The organism is Polaribacter sp. Asnod6-C07, assembly GCF_045063625.1.
Classification (GTDB): domain Bacteria; phylum Bacteroidota; class Bacteroidia; order Flavobacteriales; family Flavobacteriaceae; genus Polaribacter; species Polaribacter vadi_A.
This window is the reverse complement of sequence record NZ_JBEFOF010000005.1, coordinates 795,573-810,346: the sequence shown is the minus strand read 5'-3', so window position 1 is coordinate 810,346 and position 14,774 is coordinate 795,573. Positions and strand designations below refer to the sequence as shown.

Genomic DNA, 14,774 nt, shown 5'->3' with positions numbered 1-14,774 from the left:
TGATAAGCATCTGATTTATTTCAGATGCTTTGTTTATTTTAGGCAATCTAAACTATAAAAACCACCACAATTCACGGTTCTTTTTTTAGAAAACTGTGTAATTAAATAGGCTGTAGTTATTAGGTTTCTCAATTCACATAAATCTACAGAAAGTTCAGAGTTATCATACAAACGTTTGTTATCCTCATACAAAACTCTTAGTTTTTTTTCAGCACGTTTTAAACGCTCATTAGAACGTACAATACCAACATAGTTGGTCATAATTGTTTTTACTTCATTTCGATCATGAGTAATTAAAATTTGTTCCATATTTTTTATTACTCCAACATCATTCCATTCAGGTACATCTTTTGGAAATTTAGCTTTATTATACTTTTTAGAAATGGTTTCAAAAGCATTATGAGCAAATACTAAACCTTCTAACAAAGAGTTTGAAGCCAATCTATTACCACCATGTAAACCAGTTCTAGTAACCTCTCCACAAGCGTACAGTTTTTTAATAGAAGTTTTTCCTTTTTTATTTACATTAACACCACCACAAATGTAATGAGAAGCTGGTACAACAGGTATGTAATCTTTTGCAACATCAATATTTAAAGAAGCACATTTTTCTGAAATATTAGGAAAATGTGCTACAAATTTCTTCATGTCTAGTTGTGTGCAATCAAGATAAACGTGAGGTTTTCCACTTTTTTTTAGTTCATTATCTATGGCTCTTGCAACAATATCTCTTGATGCTAATTCTTCACGTTCATCATACTTATGCATAAAGTAATTACCATTAAAATCTCTTAATTTAGCACCAAAACCTCTAACAGCTTCAGAAATTAAAAAAGCAGGATACTCACCAGGATTATACAAAGCAGTTGGATGAAACTGTATAAATTCCATTTCAGAAATTTCTGCTTTGGCTCTATAAGCAATTGCAATTCCATCTCCAGTAGCAACAGTTGGGTTTGTAGTAGTTTCATAAACTTGCCCATTTCCACCAGAAGCTAGAACCGTAAATTTACTTACAAAAGTAATAACCTTAGATTTTTTAATATCTAAAACATAAGCACCATAACAAGAAACTTTACTGTTTCTTTTGGTTTTTTTCTTTTTAACTTGATGCTCTGTAATTAAATCTATTGCATAATGATGAGTTAGAAATTTGATGTTTGGTAAAGCATTTACTTGTGCCAATAAAGCACGTTCAATTTCTGCACCTGTAATATCTGTATGATGTAGAATTCTGTTTTGCGAATGTCCTCCTTCACGTCCTAAATCATATTTTCCTTTTTCATTCTTATCAAACTTTGTACCCCAATCAATTAATTCTTGCAATCTGTCAGGTGCATCTTCTACAACCATTTTAACAACATCTTCATCACACAAGCCATCACCAGCAATTAAAGTATCTGTAATATGTTGTTCAAAACTATCTACAGTTTTATTATAAACGCTTGCAATACCACCTTGTGCGTATTTGGTGTTAGATTCACTTTGCTCATCTTTTGTAATAACAGTTACTATAGCTTCTTTAAGCCTAGTAGCGGTTTTTAAAGCAAAAGTTAGGCCTGCAATTCCAGAACCTATTACTAAAAAATCGGTTGTAATTATTTTATTTTCATGTTTCATCTAAATATTATTTAGATAATTCTAACATTCTATTAATAGGAATTATAGCTTTTTTGGCTAATTCAGCATCAACTTCTATATCTGGTAATTCATATTTTAAACACAAATATAGTTTCTTTAAGGTGTTCATTTTCATGTAAGCACACTCACTACAAGCACAAGTATTATCTTCTTTTGCAGGTGCAGGAATTATTATTTTATCAGGATTTTCTTGCATCATTTCAAACAAAATTCCAGCTTCTGTAGCCACAATAAATTTCTTTTTATTACTGTTTTTTACATGATTTAATAAACCAGAAGTAGAGCCAATATATTTAGCAACTTTAAGCATGTGAGCTTCAGATTCAGGATGCGCAATTAATTCAGCATCTGGGTGTTCTTTGTATAAATCTATTAATTTTTCCATAGAAAAAGCTTCATGTACAATGCAAGCTCCATCCCAAAGTAGCATTTCTCTACCTGTTTCTTTGTTTAAATAATCGCCTAAATTTCTATCAGGAGCAAAAATTATTGGTTGTTCTTTAGGTATAGAATCAATTATTTTTCTTGCATTAGATGACGTACAAACGTAATCACTCAAAGCTTTTATTTCTGCAGAACAATTTATATAAGTAACCACAATATGATCTGGATGTTGCTTTTTAAATGCTGAAAATGTTTCTGGAGGACAGGAGTCTGCTAAAGAACAACCAGCCAACAAATCTGGTAATAAAACTTTTTTAGTAGGATTTAATATTTTTGCGGTTTCTGCCATAAAATGAACACCAGCAAAAACAATCATATCTGCATCTGTTTGTGCTGCTTTTTGGGCCAAGGCTAAACTATCACCTACAAAATCTGCGAGTTCTTGTATTTCATCAATTTGATAATAATGAGCTAAAAGAACAGCGTTTTTTTCTTTCTTTAATTTTAAAATCTCTTCTTTATAATTAATGTTTTCAGTATTAACTTCTAAAAAACCTTTTGTATTTAGATTTTTCTTGGCTGTTTCTAAAGATGTCATAAAAAATGTTTATTTTGATGTAGCTTACAAATATAAACCCTATTTTTTTTGTAAACTGATTATTGACTGAATTCTATGAAATTATAACTATAAAATAAGAAATGTTGAATTTATCGAAAGGTTTTTGGGAAAACAAGTATAAAACTAATAAAATTGGATGGGATTTGGGTGAAATTTCACCACCATTAAAAAGTTATTTTGATCAACTTACCAATAAAAATTTAAAAATTTTAATTCCTGGAGGAGGAAATTCTTACGAAGCAGAATATCTTTTTAAAAAAGGATTTAAAAACGTATATGTGGTAGATATTTCTAAACAGCCTTTAGAGAACATAAAAAATAGAGTTGCTAATTTTCCAGATTCGCAATTAATTTTTGCTGATTTTTTTGATCTTGATTTAAAATTTGATTTAATAATAGAACAAACCTTTTTTTGTGCCATAAACCCAAATTTAAGAGAAAAATATGCAAGTAAAATGCATAAATATTTAAATAAAAACGGAAAATTGGTTGGTTTACTTTTCGATGCAAAACTTAATGAAGATCATCCACCTTTTGGTGGAAATAAAGAAGAATACAAAACATATTTTAAACCCTATTTTTCTTTAGAAATTTTTACAGAATGTTATAATTCTTATCCTAACAGACAAGAAATGGAGTTGTTTGTGAAGTTTGTTAAAAAAGGAATATAATTGTAATAAATGTTACAAAAGACCAAACTTGTTTTTGTATTTTTATAGTTTAAAATCAGGATATGGAAGATATGTTATTCTATGATAGAATGCAGTTTGCGTTTACGATCACATTTCACTATTTATTTCCGCAATTAACAATGGGTTTATCATTGATGATTGTGTATTTTAAATGGAAATTTTTAAGAACAGAAATAGAAAAATACAACGATGCTGCAAAATTTTGGATGAAAATTTTTGCACTTAATTTTGCAATGGGTGTAGTTACTGGTATTCCCATGGAATTCCAATTTGGTACAAACTGGGCAAAATTTTCTGAATTAACAGGAGGAATCATTGGTCAAACCTTAGCTATGGAAGGTATGTTTTCCTTCTTTTTAGAATCCTCCTTTTTAGGACTTTTTCTCTTTGGTGAAAAACTCTTAGGGCATAAACTCCATTTTGTAACTGGTTTTTTGGTTTTTTTAGGTTCTTGGGCTAGTGGTTATTTAATTATAGCCACACATTCTTGGATGCAATATCCTGTAGGATATGAAATTATTGAAAACGGAAAATTTGTGTTAAACAATTTTGGTGCGTTATTTTCTAATCCTTGGTTATTACCTTCTTATTTGCACAATCAAGCAGCTTCTTTAGTTACTTCATCATTTGTGGTGGCAGCAATTGGTGCTTTTTATTTATTGAATAATAAGCATCATGAATTCGGAAAATTATTTGTAAAAACAGGAGTTGTTTTTGGATTGATTTCTAGTTTGTTAGTCGCTTTTCCAACAGGAGATTTAGTAGCAAAAAATGTGGTTAAATATCAACCAGCAACTTTTGCAGCTATGGAAGGGATTTTTGAAACTGAAGAAGGAGGTTCTGAAATTGTATTAATTGGTCAGCCAAATATGTTAGAAAAAAAATTAGATAACAAAATTGCTGTACCTAACATTTTAAGCTTTTTAACCTACCAAGATTGGAATGCAGAAATTAAAGGTTTAAATGAGTTTGATAAAAGCGTTCATCCTACAAATGTGCCTGGTTTGTATTATTCGTATCATATTATGGTTGGTTTAGGTACTATTTTTATAGGATTAATGTTATTGGCAACAGTGCAATTATTCCGAAGAAAATTATACAAAACTAAATGGATTTTATGGGCATTAATGTTTATGTTGCCTTTTCCATATATTGCAAATACTACAGGTTGGTACACAGCAGAATTGGGTAGACAACCTTGGTTAGTATATAATTTATTAAGAACATCTGCAGGAGCATCTCCAACAGTTTCATCAGGAAATACATTATTTACTTTATTAGGTTTTATTGGTTTATACCTTCTTTTAGGAATGTTGTTTTTAATGTTAGCAGGAAAAATTATTAATAAAGGTCCAGAACCAGAAACACACTAATAAATTATGGAATTATTTTGGTATATCGTTTTAATGACAATGTTAGCTGTTTATGTAATTTTAGATGGCTACGATTTTGGTGCAGGAATTATTCATTTATTTTTTGCTAAAAAAGAGAAAGATAAAAAAGCAATTACAAATGCTATTGGTCCTTTTTGGGATGCTAATGAAGTTTGGTTAATTGCATCAGGTGGAGTTTTATTCTTTGCTTTTCCTACTTTATATGCATCTTCTTTTAGTGGTTTTTATTTGCCATTAATGATGATTTTATGGTTACTAATTTTTAGAGCAATTGGATTAGAATTAAGAGGGCAAGTACACAATAAAATGTGGGAGTCTATTTGGGATAAAGCATTTGGAATTTCAAGTTTATTACTGGCTTTATTTTTTGGAGTAGCTTTAGGAAATGTTGTAAGAGGTGTAAACTTAGGAAATGTGGTAAATGGAGTTTCTACCCAAGAAGCACATTTTTTCTTTTTACCACTTTGGAATCCGACTTTTAGTCCGCAAGCAGAACAATTAGGGATCATAGATTGGTTTACGTTATTATTAGGCGTTATTGGTGTTGTTGCATTAACCATTCATGGTGCCAATTGGATTATTTTTAAAACCAATTCAGATATCAACGAAAAACTAAAAAAAGTAGTTTTCAACTTAAATATTGTGTTAGTAGGTTTGGTGATTATTTCAATATTTATTTGGCATATTATAGATCCAGAACCGTTTAAAAATTTTATAGATAAACCTTGGTTAATTATTTTTCCGATAATTTGTTTTACAGGATTGTTTGGTCTCTTCAAAGTAAAATCATTTAAAAAACACGGAATTGGATTTTTGTTCAGTTCGTTGTTTTTATTTGGCGGATTAACATCAACAGTGGCATCAATTTTTCCAAAAGTATTGCCATCAACAAATAACATCAATCCAGATTTAACTTTGTACAATGTTGCTGCAGATGAATATGGATTATCTGTTGGTGTATACTGGTTTGCAATTGCTGCAGTTTTAGTAACTGTTTATATGATAATTCAGTATAAAGTTTTTAAAGGAAAAATGGATGATGTTGGTTATGGAGAACATTAAAAAATGGAATTATGACAGGAACATTAATCTCTTTAATTAGTGTTTTTATTGGCATTTTAGGCGCAAACCTATTTGGTTTTTTTAAGAAAAAATACTCTTTTGGTTTTACAGGAAATACCTTAATAGGTGTTTTTGGTAGCATTTTGTTTATCAAAGTTTTTGGCAGGTTAGGTTTTAATCCTTGGTACATTATGCAAAACGAAACATTTAATAGTTGGTTATTTGTCATTAACTGTTTGGTTTCTTTTTTAGGAGGCGTTTTAGGTCTCTATTTTCTGAAAAAAATATATTTTATAATGAATAAAAAAGCAGCTAATTAGCTGCTTTTTTTGTGCGATAAAAATAATAGTATTCCTTTTTCATTCTTTAGCCTGTAACATAGGTTACAGACTAAGATGTTTTCTCAACTTACTTTTGTGTCAGATAATTAAACAATTATGAAAGACACATTTTTAATATTTTTCTTATGTATATCAGCTTTATTTTTAGAAGCCCAAGAAGTTAAACCGATTTCTAAAAGTGATGTATTAGCAAAAGTAAAAGAGCATAATACCAGTATTAAAATTTCTAAGGAAGAATTTAACGCAGCAAAAGCAGATTACAATCAAACAAATGCAGTTTTTTTACCAAACATTACTGCAAGCCATACAGGTGTTTCTACAACAAATCCGTTAATGGCTTTTGGCTCTAAATTAAATCAAGAAGTTTTAACATCAAACGATTTTAATCCTGCTTTGTTAAATGATCCATCAGTTACTAGAAATTTTGCAACAAAGTTAGAAGTTCAGCAACCATTAATAAATCTTGATGGTTTTTATCAGCGAAAAGCAGCGAAATCTAAAATGAATGCGATGTCTTTAAAGACAGAAAGAACCCAAGATTATTTACTGTTTGAAGTTGATAAAGCTTATATGCAATTACAATTGGCATACAAAGCAGTAGATGTTTTAGAAAAAGCTTTAGAAGCAGCAAATGCCAATAAAAAAATGGCAGATAATAGTTATAAAGAAGGTTTTTTACAAAGAGCAGATGTTTTAAATGTAGAAATACGCGTTACCGAAGTTAAAAACCAACTACAAACTGCAAAAAGTAATGTACAAAATGCTTCTAATTATTTGTCTTTTTTGATGAATGACAAAAGTGATTTTATTTATAAACCAACAGAAAGTTTAACTGGTTTTAGTATTGATACAAGTGATAAAAATATTTCTGAAAACAGATCTGATATTAAAGCAATGCATTTAGCGTCTAAAGCTTATGAGGATATGAATAAAGCAGATAAAATGGCTTTTTTACCTCGTTTAAATGCTTTTGGTAGTTATGAAATGTATGATAACAAGGTTTTTTCTGGTGATGCCAATGGTTACATTATTGGTGCACAATTAAGTTGGGATTTGTTTCAAGGATCTAAACGTTTTGGAAAAGCACAAAAAAGTAAAGCTGAATTCGAAAAATCGAAATTAGAATACAATCAATATGTATCTAAAAGTAATTTGGAATTAAACAAAGTAAAACGACAATTGATTGATGCTAAGAATAGATTGGAATTAACAAGTTTAGCAGTGCAACAATCAGAAGAATCTCTAAGAATTAGAAAAAATAGATTTAAAGAAGGTTTAGAAAAAACATCAGATTTGTTAATGGCAGAAACGCAATTTTCTCAAAAGCAATTAGAGTATTATCAAACTATTTTCGAATACAATTTTACACAAACTTATTTAGAATTTTTAACCAAACAATAAAACCTCTAGAATGCGCTACCGGATACAGAATCTTGTCTGCTAAGCGTAGTCGAAACCTAATTTAAAATAAATAAAATGAAAAAACATATCAATATAATTACACTAATTGCTTTATCAATTTTTATAACAAGTTGTGGTAGTGAAGATAAAAAAGCAATCGTTGATAATTCGCTAGCAATCAAAGTTGTTGTAAATAAAATTACAACAAATAATAACAATCCGTTTTTATCTGTAAGTGGAAAAATACAAGCAACCAATAGTGCAGATTTAAGTACTAGAATGATGGGTTTTGTAAAAAATGTACACGTAAATGTTGGCGATAAAGTAAAAAAAGGTCAGTTGTTAGTTTCTATTAATAATACAGATTTACAAGCAAAAAAAGCACAAGTAGATGCAGGAATTGTACAGGCACAAACAGCTTTTACAAATGCAGAAAAAAACTACAATCGTTTTAAAAATTTAATGGCAAGTAATAGCATTTCTCAAAAAGAAATGGATGATATGACAGCAAATTACCAAATGGCAAAAGCGGGTTTAGAATCTGCAAAACAAATGAAAAATGAGATTAATGCACAGTTTACATACAGCAATATTACTGCGCCTTTTAGCGGAATAATTACAAGTAAAAATATTGAAACTGGAGATATGGCAAACCCAGGAATGCCTTTAATTAGTTTAGAAACACCAAATAATTTTGAGGTAATTGCAATGGTACCAGAAACAGAAATTTCTCAAATTAAAAAAGGAACAACTGTAAATGTTTTAGTAAAAGCAATAGACAAAACTATTCAAGGAAAAGTGAGTGAAGTAAGTACCTCTGCAAAAAATACTGGAGGTCAATTTTTAGTAAAAATTGCTTTAGAAAAAACAACTGCTAATATTTTATCGGGTATGTTTTCTACGGTTCAGTTTCCTGTGGAAAGAAAATCGACTTCTTCTATGGTTTTAATTCCAACAGAAGCTCTTGTTAAAAACGGACAATTATCTGGAGTTTATACAGTAAGTGAAAGTAATACAGCATTATTACGTTGGTTGCGTTTAGGTAGAACTTACGGAAATAAAGTTGAAGTTTTATCTGGTTTAAATGCAGATGAATCTTACATAGTTTCTGCGCAAGGAAAATTATTTAACGGAGCAAAAATTACAATTCAATAACTAACATTCCGCGTTAAGGATAGCAATGGAAATCCTTTTTTTGCTGCCATTTATGGCAAAAAAAGATTGAAATGGATAGCCTGTTAAAACGCCCAAAAATATAAATAATATGAAAGAAGGTTTAGCTGGTAAAATTGCAAAAGTCTTTATAGGATCTAAACTTACAGTGCTTCTAATGATCGTTTTTATGGTTGTTGGTATATATGCTTCGTTTTTAATTCCTAGAGAAGAAGAGCCACAAATTGATGTGCCAATGGCAGATATTTTTGTGGGTTATCCAGGAGCAAGTCCTACAGAAGTAGAAAATAGAGTTGTAAAACCTTTAGAGAAATTAATTTCTAATATTAAAGGTGTGGAGTATGTGTATGCCACTGCAATGAACGAAAAAGCAATGGTAATTGTGCAGTTTTATGTGGGCGAAGATATTGAGCGTTCGTTTGTAAAATTGTACAACGAAATTAGCAAACACATGGACCAAATGCCACAAGGTGTTACGTTTCCGTTAGTTAAAACACGTGCTATTGATGATGTGCCAATGCTAGGTTTAACTTTGTGGAGCGAAAATTATAACGATTTTCAACTTGGGCAAATGGCACAAGAGTTAGAAACAGAAATTAAGAAAGTTAATGATGTTTCTATTACACATAAAATTGGCGGAAGAAATCGTCAGTTAAGAGTGGTTTTAGATAAAGATAAATTAGCTGCAAGCGGATTAGATTTCTTGACGGTTTCAGAAATGATAAAAGCTAACAATTCACAATTAATTTCTGGTAGTTTTGATAAAAATGATACTGAATTTCTGGTAAACACAGGTAAGTTTTTAGCTTCTGTTACAGATGTAGAAAATTTAGTGGTTGGTGTGCAACAGCATCAACCTATCTATTTAAAACAAATTGCAACAATTGTTGACGGACCAGAAATTCCACAAAATTATGTGTCATTAGGTTTTGGAAAAGGGAGTGAAAAATCGTCTGAATATCAATCAGAATATCCTGCAGTAACTATTTCTGTAGCCAAAAGAAAAGGGGCAGATGCAATGAAAATTGCTGAAGTTATTTTAGATAAAGTAGCTCATTTAAGAACTACTTTAATTCCTGATGATGTTCATGTAGAAGTGACTAGAAATTACGGAGAAACAGCTTCTCATAAAGTATCAGAATTATTGTTACACCTTATTGGTTCTATCATTGCAGTTACGCTTGTTGTAATGTTAGCTATGGGCTGGAGAGGTGGTTTGGTCGTGTTTTTATCAGTACCCATTACGTTTGCTTTAACATTGCTAAGCTATTACATGTTAGATTATACCTTAAACAGAATTACACTATTTGCATTGGTTTTTGTAACAGGTATTGTGGTTGATGATTCTATAATTATTGCAGAAAATATGCACAGGCATTTTAAAATGAAACGTTTGCCTTTTAAGCAAGCTGCTTTATATGCGATTAATGAGGTTGGTAACCCAACAATTTTAGCAACATTTACTGTAATTGCTTCTGTTTTACCAATGGCTTTTGTGTCTGGTTTAATGGGGCCTTATATGGCACCAATGCCAATTGGAGCATCAATTGCTATGATTTTATCATTATTTGTAGCGTTAACAATTACGCCTTATTTAGGATATATTTTCTTAAGAGAAAAAGACAAAAAAGGAGGTGAAGAAAAATCAGAAAAACCTTTAGAGCAAACCTTTATTTATAAAGTTTACAATAAGTTAGAAAGACCTTTGTTAGAAAACGGAACCAAAAGATGGTTGTTTTTAGGAGGAACATTTTTTCTTTTGATTGCAACAATGGGGTTATTTGTAACCAATTCTGTGGCTGTAAAAATGTTACCTTTTGATAATAAAAACGAGTTTCAAGTAGTAATTGATATGCCAGAAGGCACAACTTTAGAAAGAACAGGAGTTGTTACACAAGAAATTGCGCAGTATTTATCTACGAGACCAGAAGTAGTTAATTATCAGAATTATGTAGGTACTTCTGCACCAATAACTTTTAACGGTTTAGTACGTCATTACGATTTACGTGGTGGATCTAATATGGCAGATATTCAAGTGAATCTAGTTGATAAAGGTGAAAGAACAATTCAAAGTCATGGAATTGCAAAATTGTTAAGAGCAGAAATTCAGAAAATTGCATCAAAATACAATGCAAATGTAAAACTGGTAGAAGTTCCACCTGGACCTCCAGTTTTATCAACTATTGTTGCAGAAATCTATGGACCAGATTATGACGAACAAATAAGAATAGCAAACGATGTTCAAAATATCTTAAAAAATACAGATGATGTTGTTGATATTGATTGGATGGTAGAAGCCGATCAAAAAGAATATCAATTTGAAATCAATAAAGAAAAAGCAATGTTGTATGGTGTTGCACCAGAGCAAATTGCATACACAATGAATATGGCTTTATCAAACAGGCCAATTACAAATTTGTATGACGAAAATGCAGTAAATCAAATTGGCTTAGTTTTAACTTTGGATGAAAAAGAAAAATCTACAATTTCTGATATTTCTCAATTGAAAGTAAAATCTAAAATGGGAAATCTAGTTCCAATTGCTGATTTGGTTGAAATTAAAGAGACGATTGCTGCCAAAAGTATTTATAGGAAAAATCAAAAACGTGTTGTTTATGTGATGGCAGATATGGCTGGAGAATTAGAAAGTCCTGCTTATGCAATTCTTGGTATGGAAGAAAAATTGAATAAAATTGAACTTCCAGAAGGTTATAAATTAAACGAAATGTATTTAGGTCAGCCAGATTTTGAAGATGATTATACTGTAAAATGGGATGGAGAATGGCAAATTACGTTAGAGGTTTTTAGAGATTTAGGAATTGCTTTTTTAGGCGCAATTATTTTGATTTATATTTTAATTATGGGTTGGTTCCAAAACTTTAAAGCACCTATAGTAATGATGGTTGCAATACCATTATCATTAATTGGAATTGTTTTAGGACATTGGATTATGGGCGCCTTTTTTACTGCAACTTCATTTATTGGAATGATTGCGCTGGCAGGAATTATGGTAAGAAACTCGGTATTATTGATAGATTTTATAAATCTAAGAATTGAAGAAGGAGTGCCAATAAAACAAGCAGCAATAGAAGCCGGAGCCGTAAGAACAACACCAATTTTATTAACGGCAGGAACTGTTGTAATTGGAGCATTTGTGATTTTATTTGATCCAATTTTTCAAGGATTGGCAATTTCATTAATGGGAGGTACCATTGTTTCTACAGTGTTAACATTGTTGGTTGTGCCATTAGTATATTACATGATAGAAAAGAAGAATTATAAATAGTTCTCGACTGCGCTCGAATGGACATTAAAATAAAATAATATAATATGAAATTAGTATTAGTTACAGCCGTAGAAGAATTTCAAAAAGAAGTTTTACAAATCTTCAAAAAAGCAAATATTGAAAATTTTAGTAGTTCAGATATTGATGGGTATAAAAATTTACCTCAATTATTAAAAGCTTCTAGTTGGTTTTCTGGCGAAAAAAGTGGTAATGAATCTACAATGTTTTTCTCTTTTACAGAAAAAGAAAAGATTGATGGTTTGTTTATTTTGATAGAAGAATTCAATAAAAATTTAAAAACAAACAATCCTTTAAAAGCGATTGTATTACCAATAGAAAGATTTATATAAATTAAAAAAAGAAGATAAAAATGTTAAATAAATATTTTAGAGTTATAGTAGGATTTATGGTGTTATTAATGGTAACCTTATCTTATTATGTAAGCATAAACTGGTTGTGGTTTGGAGTTTTTATTGGTGTAAATATGATTCAGTCTGCATTTACAAAATGGTGTTTGTTAGAAACTATATTGTTAAAATTAGGTGTTAAGAAATAATCTATTACTCAGGTTGTTGTAAAATATATTTTTGCGAATAGTTTCTAGTAAAATGAGCTCCAAAAAATAGGATTAAACTAGTATAAGAAACCCATAGCATAACTAAAATTATAGAACCAGCTGCTCCGTAAGTTGAGCCTGGTTCTAGTTCACTAAAATAAATTGCTAATAAGTATTTACCCAAGACAAAAAGAATAGACGTTAGTAAAGCACCAATTCTAACAGCTTTCCATGGGATACTTACATTTGGTAGCACTTTAAACATGGCAGCAAAAACAAAATAAATAGAACCTAAAGAGATAAAAATATCTAAAGTAAAAAGATATTTAACTAAATTCTCAGAAATAATATTTTTTAAGTTTTCACCAAAAGTGCTTAATAAGGATGTTAAAACAAGACTTATCAGTAATAGAAAAACAATTATTAAGATAAAACCAAAACTTTTTAATCTACCAAAAACGGTTTGTAAAACTCCATTTTCAAATCTAGGTTTTGCATTCCATATAGAGTCTAAAATGTTTTGTAGTTGAAAAAACACACCTGTAGAACCATATAACAAAGTAGCAATACCAATTATTGTTGTAAAAAATGAGGTTTTTTTATTACCATCGTTCACCATCATTTCTTTAATTGTTTGGGCTGTTTCTTTACCAATTGCGTTAGATATTTCATTTAAAATTTGCCCTTCTACAATTTCTCTTCCCCAAACAGAACCTACTAAATTAAAAATTATAATGGTAAGTGCAGGTAAAGATAATATTGCGTAATAAGCAATAATTGCAGCTTTATTAAAAGGATCATCATTAAACCAAGATTTAACACTTGTAATTAATAACTGAGGTAAATGTTTTAGTTTAAACTTTAATTTTGTGTCTTTTTCTTCTTTTTTTATCATATAAAGCTAATTTAATGAATAATAAAAGAGTTACCTTTTTATACACTTTGTTTTTTGAAAAAAAACAAAATTAACTTAGAATCAAAAAATATAAGTGTAATAATATTTAAAATTGATTTTTTATTTTTATTTATTCTAAATAAAGAATTATATTTGCAGTCTAATTATTACTAATGATTGTTTTTTATACTTCACAAAAATCGATTATTCCTATTGAGAGTGCTTCAATATGTAACAGTGCTTGTGCGTCAAATTGTTTAAAAGCGAAAAGTAAATGTTGCAATAAATACAAGAAAAAAGGCGTTAACTGTAAAAGGTGCCCAAAAGTTTTATTAGAATTAGCTTCTTAAACTTTTGTTTTGGAGTTTATTTAAATAATTAATATCCTTACTTTTGTTTTTTAACATTAAAGCTATGAAGTATATAAAGGCTTTTTCCCTTTTTTTATCTTTTTTATTGATTTTTTCTTCATGTGAAGAAAATGGAATATTTTTTCCTAGTTATGAAAATAATGCAAATTTTCAAGCAACATTTGATGGCGAAACTTTTTTAACAACTGATGTTAATTTTACATTAGAAGGTGAAGACCTTTTTGTAAATGCAGTAGATGCTACCACAAATGAATCCTTTACTCTTAGAATTGATACTTACGATTTAGGTGTTTTTAGTTTTGAAGGTCTTAATAATGTTGCAACTTATGCAGAAGATAAGGCTAACTCTTCTGATGTTTGGACTACTTTTAGTGAAACATCTAGTAGAGGTACCATAGAAATTACAAATATAGATTATGTATATAATACTATTTCTGGTAATTTTAATTTTATAGGTAGAAATAGTATTTCTGGTAGTTCTAAAGCTTTTTTAAGTGGTAGTTTTAATGAGGTGCCAAAAGGCGATTTTCCAATTGGTAATGAGAGTTTTACTGCAAAAATTAATGGTGTTGAATATGATGAAATAAGTCTTTTTGGTAATTTGGTTACTATTGGTAATAATAAATTAATTACTATAGATGCCAATAAAAGTGCTACAGAAACTATTAGTATTACTGTACCTTACAATGTTCTAGTAGGTGAATATAATTTTGGTAGTTTTGCAGCTCAAACTTATCCTACAGCTCAATACACTGTAAATGGTTTAACTTATGAAGCTGATGGAAAAATTACAATTCTAAGTCATAATACTACAACTAATGATATTGTTGCAACTTTTGAGTTTACTGCAAGTTCTACATCCTCTACCGAAGTTTTTTCGATTACTGAAGGTCAGTTAAATTTATCGTATTAAAAAAAATCCTACAAGGTTTTTGAATGAACCTTGTAGGAGAAAATTA

Annotated in this window: 13 protein-coding genes; 10 read left to right on the top strand and 3 right to left on the bottom strand. The window is 29.7% G+C overall.

Going from position 1 to position 14,774, the window contains the following annotated elements; genetic code table 11:
• Positions 1-33: 33 nt before the first annotated feature.
• Both nadB and nadA read right to left on the bottom strand, forming a co-directional pair.
• On the bottom strand, positions 34-1,620 hold the full coding sequence (nadB, locus tag ACJJVK_RS03480; protein WP_405563194.1) for an L-aspartate oxidase: 1,587 nt from the start codon (positions 1,618-1,620) through the stop codon (positions 34-36).
• Between the two features lie 7 nt (positions 1,621-1,627).
• Positions 1,628-2,623 (bottom strand): quinolinate synthase NadA, encoded by a 996-nt coding sequence (gene nadA, locus ACJJVK_RS03475; RefSeq protein WP_405563192.1) that lies wholly within the window; start codon positions 2,621-2,623, stop codon positions 1,628-1,630.
• Between the two features lie 104 nt (positions 2,624-2,727).
• Between nadA and ACJJVK_RS03470 the strand changes: the two genes are divergently transcribed.
• The 9 genes from ACJJVK_RS03470 (at position 2,728) to ACJJVK_RS03430 (ending at position 12,549) form a co-directional block, all read left to right on the top strand.
• Positions 2,728-3,315, top strand: coding sequence for a methyltransferase (locus tag ACJJVK_RS03470; protein WP_405568300.1), 588 nt, complete (start codon positions 2,728-2,730; stop codon positions 3,313-3,315).
• Positions 3,316-3,377: 62 nt separating this feature from the next.
• A complete protein-coding gene (locus ACJJVK_RS03465) occupies positions 3,378-4,709 on the top strand; it encodes a cytochrome ubiquinol oxidase subunit I (protein WP_405563189.1) in 1,332 nt (443 codons plus the stop codon).
• A 6-nt stretch (positions 4,710-4,715) separates the two neighbouring features.
• The gene (gene cydB / locus ACJJVK_RS03460; RefSeq protein ID WP_215993997.1) at positions 4,716-5,792 is read left to right on the top strand and encodes a cytochrome d ubiquinol oxidase subunit II; all 1,077 of its coding nucleotides are present in this window, start codon (positions 4,716-4,718) and stop codon (positions 5,790-5,792) included.
• Between the two features lie 11 nt (positions 5,793-5,803).
• The gene (locus tag ACJJVK_RS03455) at positions 5,804-6,112 is read left to right on the top strand and encodes a hypothetical protein (protein ID WP_215993996.1); all 309 of its coding nucleotides are present in this window, start codon (positions 5,804-5,806) and stop codon (positions 6,110-6,112) included.
• Positions 6,113-6,229: 117 nt separating this feature from the next.
• Entirely contained in the window at positions 6,230-7,534 is a 1,305-nt protein-coding gene (locus tag ACJJVK_RS03450; protein ID WP_405563186.1) for a TolC family protein, read from the top strand.
• Between the two features lie 75 nt (positions 7,535-7,609).
• Positions 7,610-8,689 (top strand): efflux RND transporter periplasmic adaptor subunit, encoded by a 1,080-nt coding sequence (locus ACJJVK_RS03445; protein WP_405563183.1) that lies wholly within the window; start codon positions 7,610-7,612, stop codon positions 8,687-8,689.
• Positions 8,690-8,798: 109 nt separating this feature from the next.
• On the top strand, positions 8,799-11,993 hold the full coding sequence (locus ACJJVK_RS03440) for an efflux RND transporter permease subunit (RefSeq protein ID WP_405563181.1): 3,195 nt from the start codon (positions 8,799-8,801) through the stop codon (positions 11,991-11,993).
• A 44-nt stretch (positions 11,994-12,037) separates the two neighbouring features.
• Entirely contained in the window at positions 12,038-12,343 is a 306-nt protein-coding gene (locus tag ACJJVK_RS03435; protein ID WP_405563179.1) for a hypothetical protein, read from the top strand.
• Positions 12,344-12,363: 20 nt separating this feature from the next.
• Positions 12,364-12,549 carry a DUF2892 domain-containing protein gene (locus ACJJVK_RS03430; RefSeq protein ID WP_405563177.1) on the top strand — a complete coding sequence of 62 codons (186 nt, stop codon included), beginning with the start codon at positions 12,364-12,366 and terminating at the stop codon, positions 12,547-12,549.
• A 4-nt stretch (positions 12,550-12,553) separates the two neighbouring features.
• On the opposite strand, the gene ACJJVK_RS03425 is transcribed toward ACJJVK_RS03430, so the two are convergent.
• Positions 12,554-13,444 carry a YihY/virulence factor BrkB family protein gene (locus ACJJVK_RS03425; RefSeq protein WP_405563174.1) on the bottom strand — a complete coding sequence of 297 codons (891 nt, stop codon included), beginning with the start codon at positions 13,442-13,444 and terminating at the stop codon, positions 12,554-12,556.
• A gap of 414 nt (positions 13,445-13,858) precedes the next feature.
• On the opposite strand from ACJJVK_RS03425, the gene ACJJVK_RS03420 reads away from it, so the two are divergent.
• The gene (locus ACJJVK_RS03420; protein ID WP_405563171.1) at positions 13,859-14,728 is read left to right on the top strand and encodes a DUF6252 family protein; all 870 of its coding nucleotides are present in this window, start codon (positions 13,859-13,861) and stop codon (positions 14,726-14,728) included.
• The last annotated feature ends 46 nt before the right edge of the window (positions 14,729-14,774 follow it).

Excerpts from the sequence above, each read along its gene's own strand:
- ACJJVK_RS03455 (WP_215993996.1), top strand. The coding sequence starts at position 5,804 with ATGACAGGAACATTAATCTCTTTAATTAGTGTTTTTATTGGCATTTTA.
- ACJJVK_RS03430 (WP_405563177.1), top strand. The coding sequence starts at position 12,364 with ATGTTAAATAAATATTTTAGAGTTATAGTAGGATTTATGGTGTTATTA.
- ACJJVK_RS03435 (WP_405563179.1), top strand. The coding sequence starts at position 12,038 with ATGAAATTAGTATTAGTTACAGCCGTAGAAGAATTTCAAAAAGAAGTT.
- nadB (WP_405563194.1), bottom strand. The coding sequence starts at position 1,620 with ATGAAACATGAAAATAAAATAATTACAACCGATTTTTTAGTAATAGGT.
- nadA (WP_405563192.1), bottom strand. The coding sequence starts at position 2,623 with ATGACATCTTTAGAAACAGCCAAGAAAAATCTAAATACAAAAGGTTTT.
- ACJJVK_RS03450 (WP_405563186.1), top strand. The coding sequence starts at position 6,230 with ATGAAAGACACATTTTTAATATTTTTCTTATGTATATCAGCTTTATTT.
- ACJJVK_RS03445 (WP_405563183.1), top strand. The coding sequence starts at position 7,610 with ATGAAAAAACATATCAATATAATTACACTAATTGCTTTATCAATTTTT.
- cydB (WP_215993997.1), top strand. The coding sequence starts at position 4,716 with ATGGAATTATTTTGGTATATCGTTTTAATGACAATGTTAGCTGTTTAT.
- ACJJVK_RS03420 (WP_405563171.1), top strand. The coding sequence starts at position 13,859 with ATGAAGTATATAAAGGCTTTTTCCCTTTTTTTATCTTTTTTATTGATT.
- ACJJVK_RS03425 (WP_405563174.1), bottom strand. The coding sequence starts at position 13,444 with ATGATAAAAAAAGAAGAAAAAGACACAAAATTAAAGTTTAAACTAAAA.
- ACJJVK_RS03440 (WP_405563181.1), top strand. The coding sequence starts at position 8,799 with ATGAAAGAAGGTTTAGCTGGTAAAATTGCAAAAGTCTTTATAGGATCT.
- ACJJVK_RS03465 (WP_405563189.1), top strand. The coding sequence starts at position 3,378 with ATGGAAGATATGTTATTCTATGATAGAATGCAGTTTGCGTTTACGATC.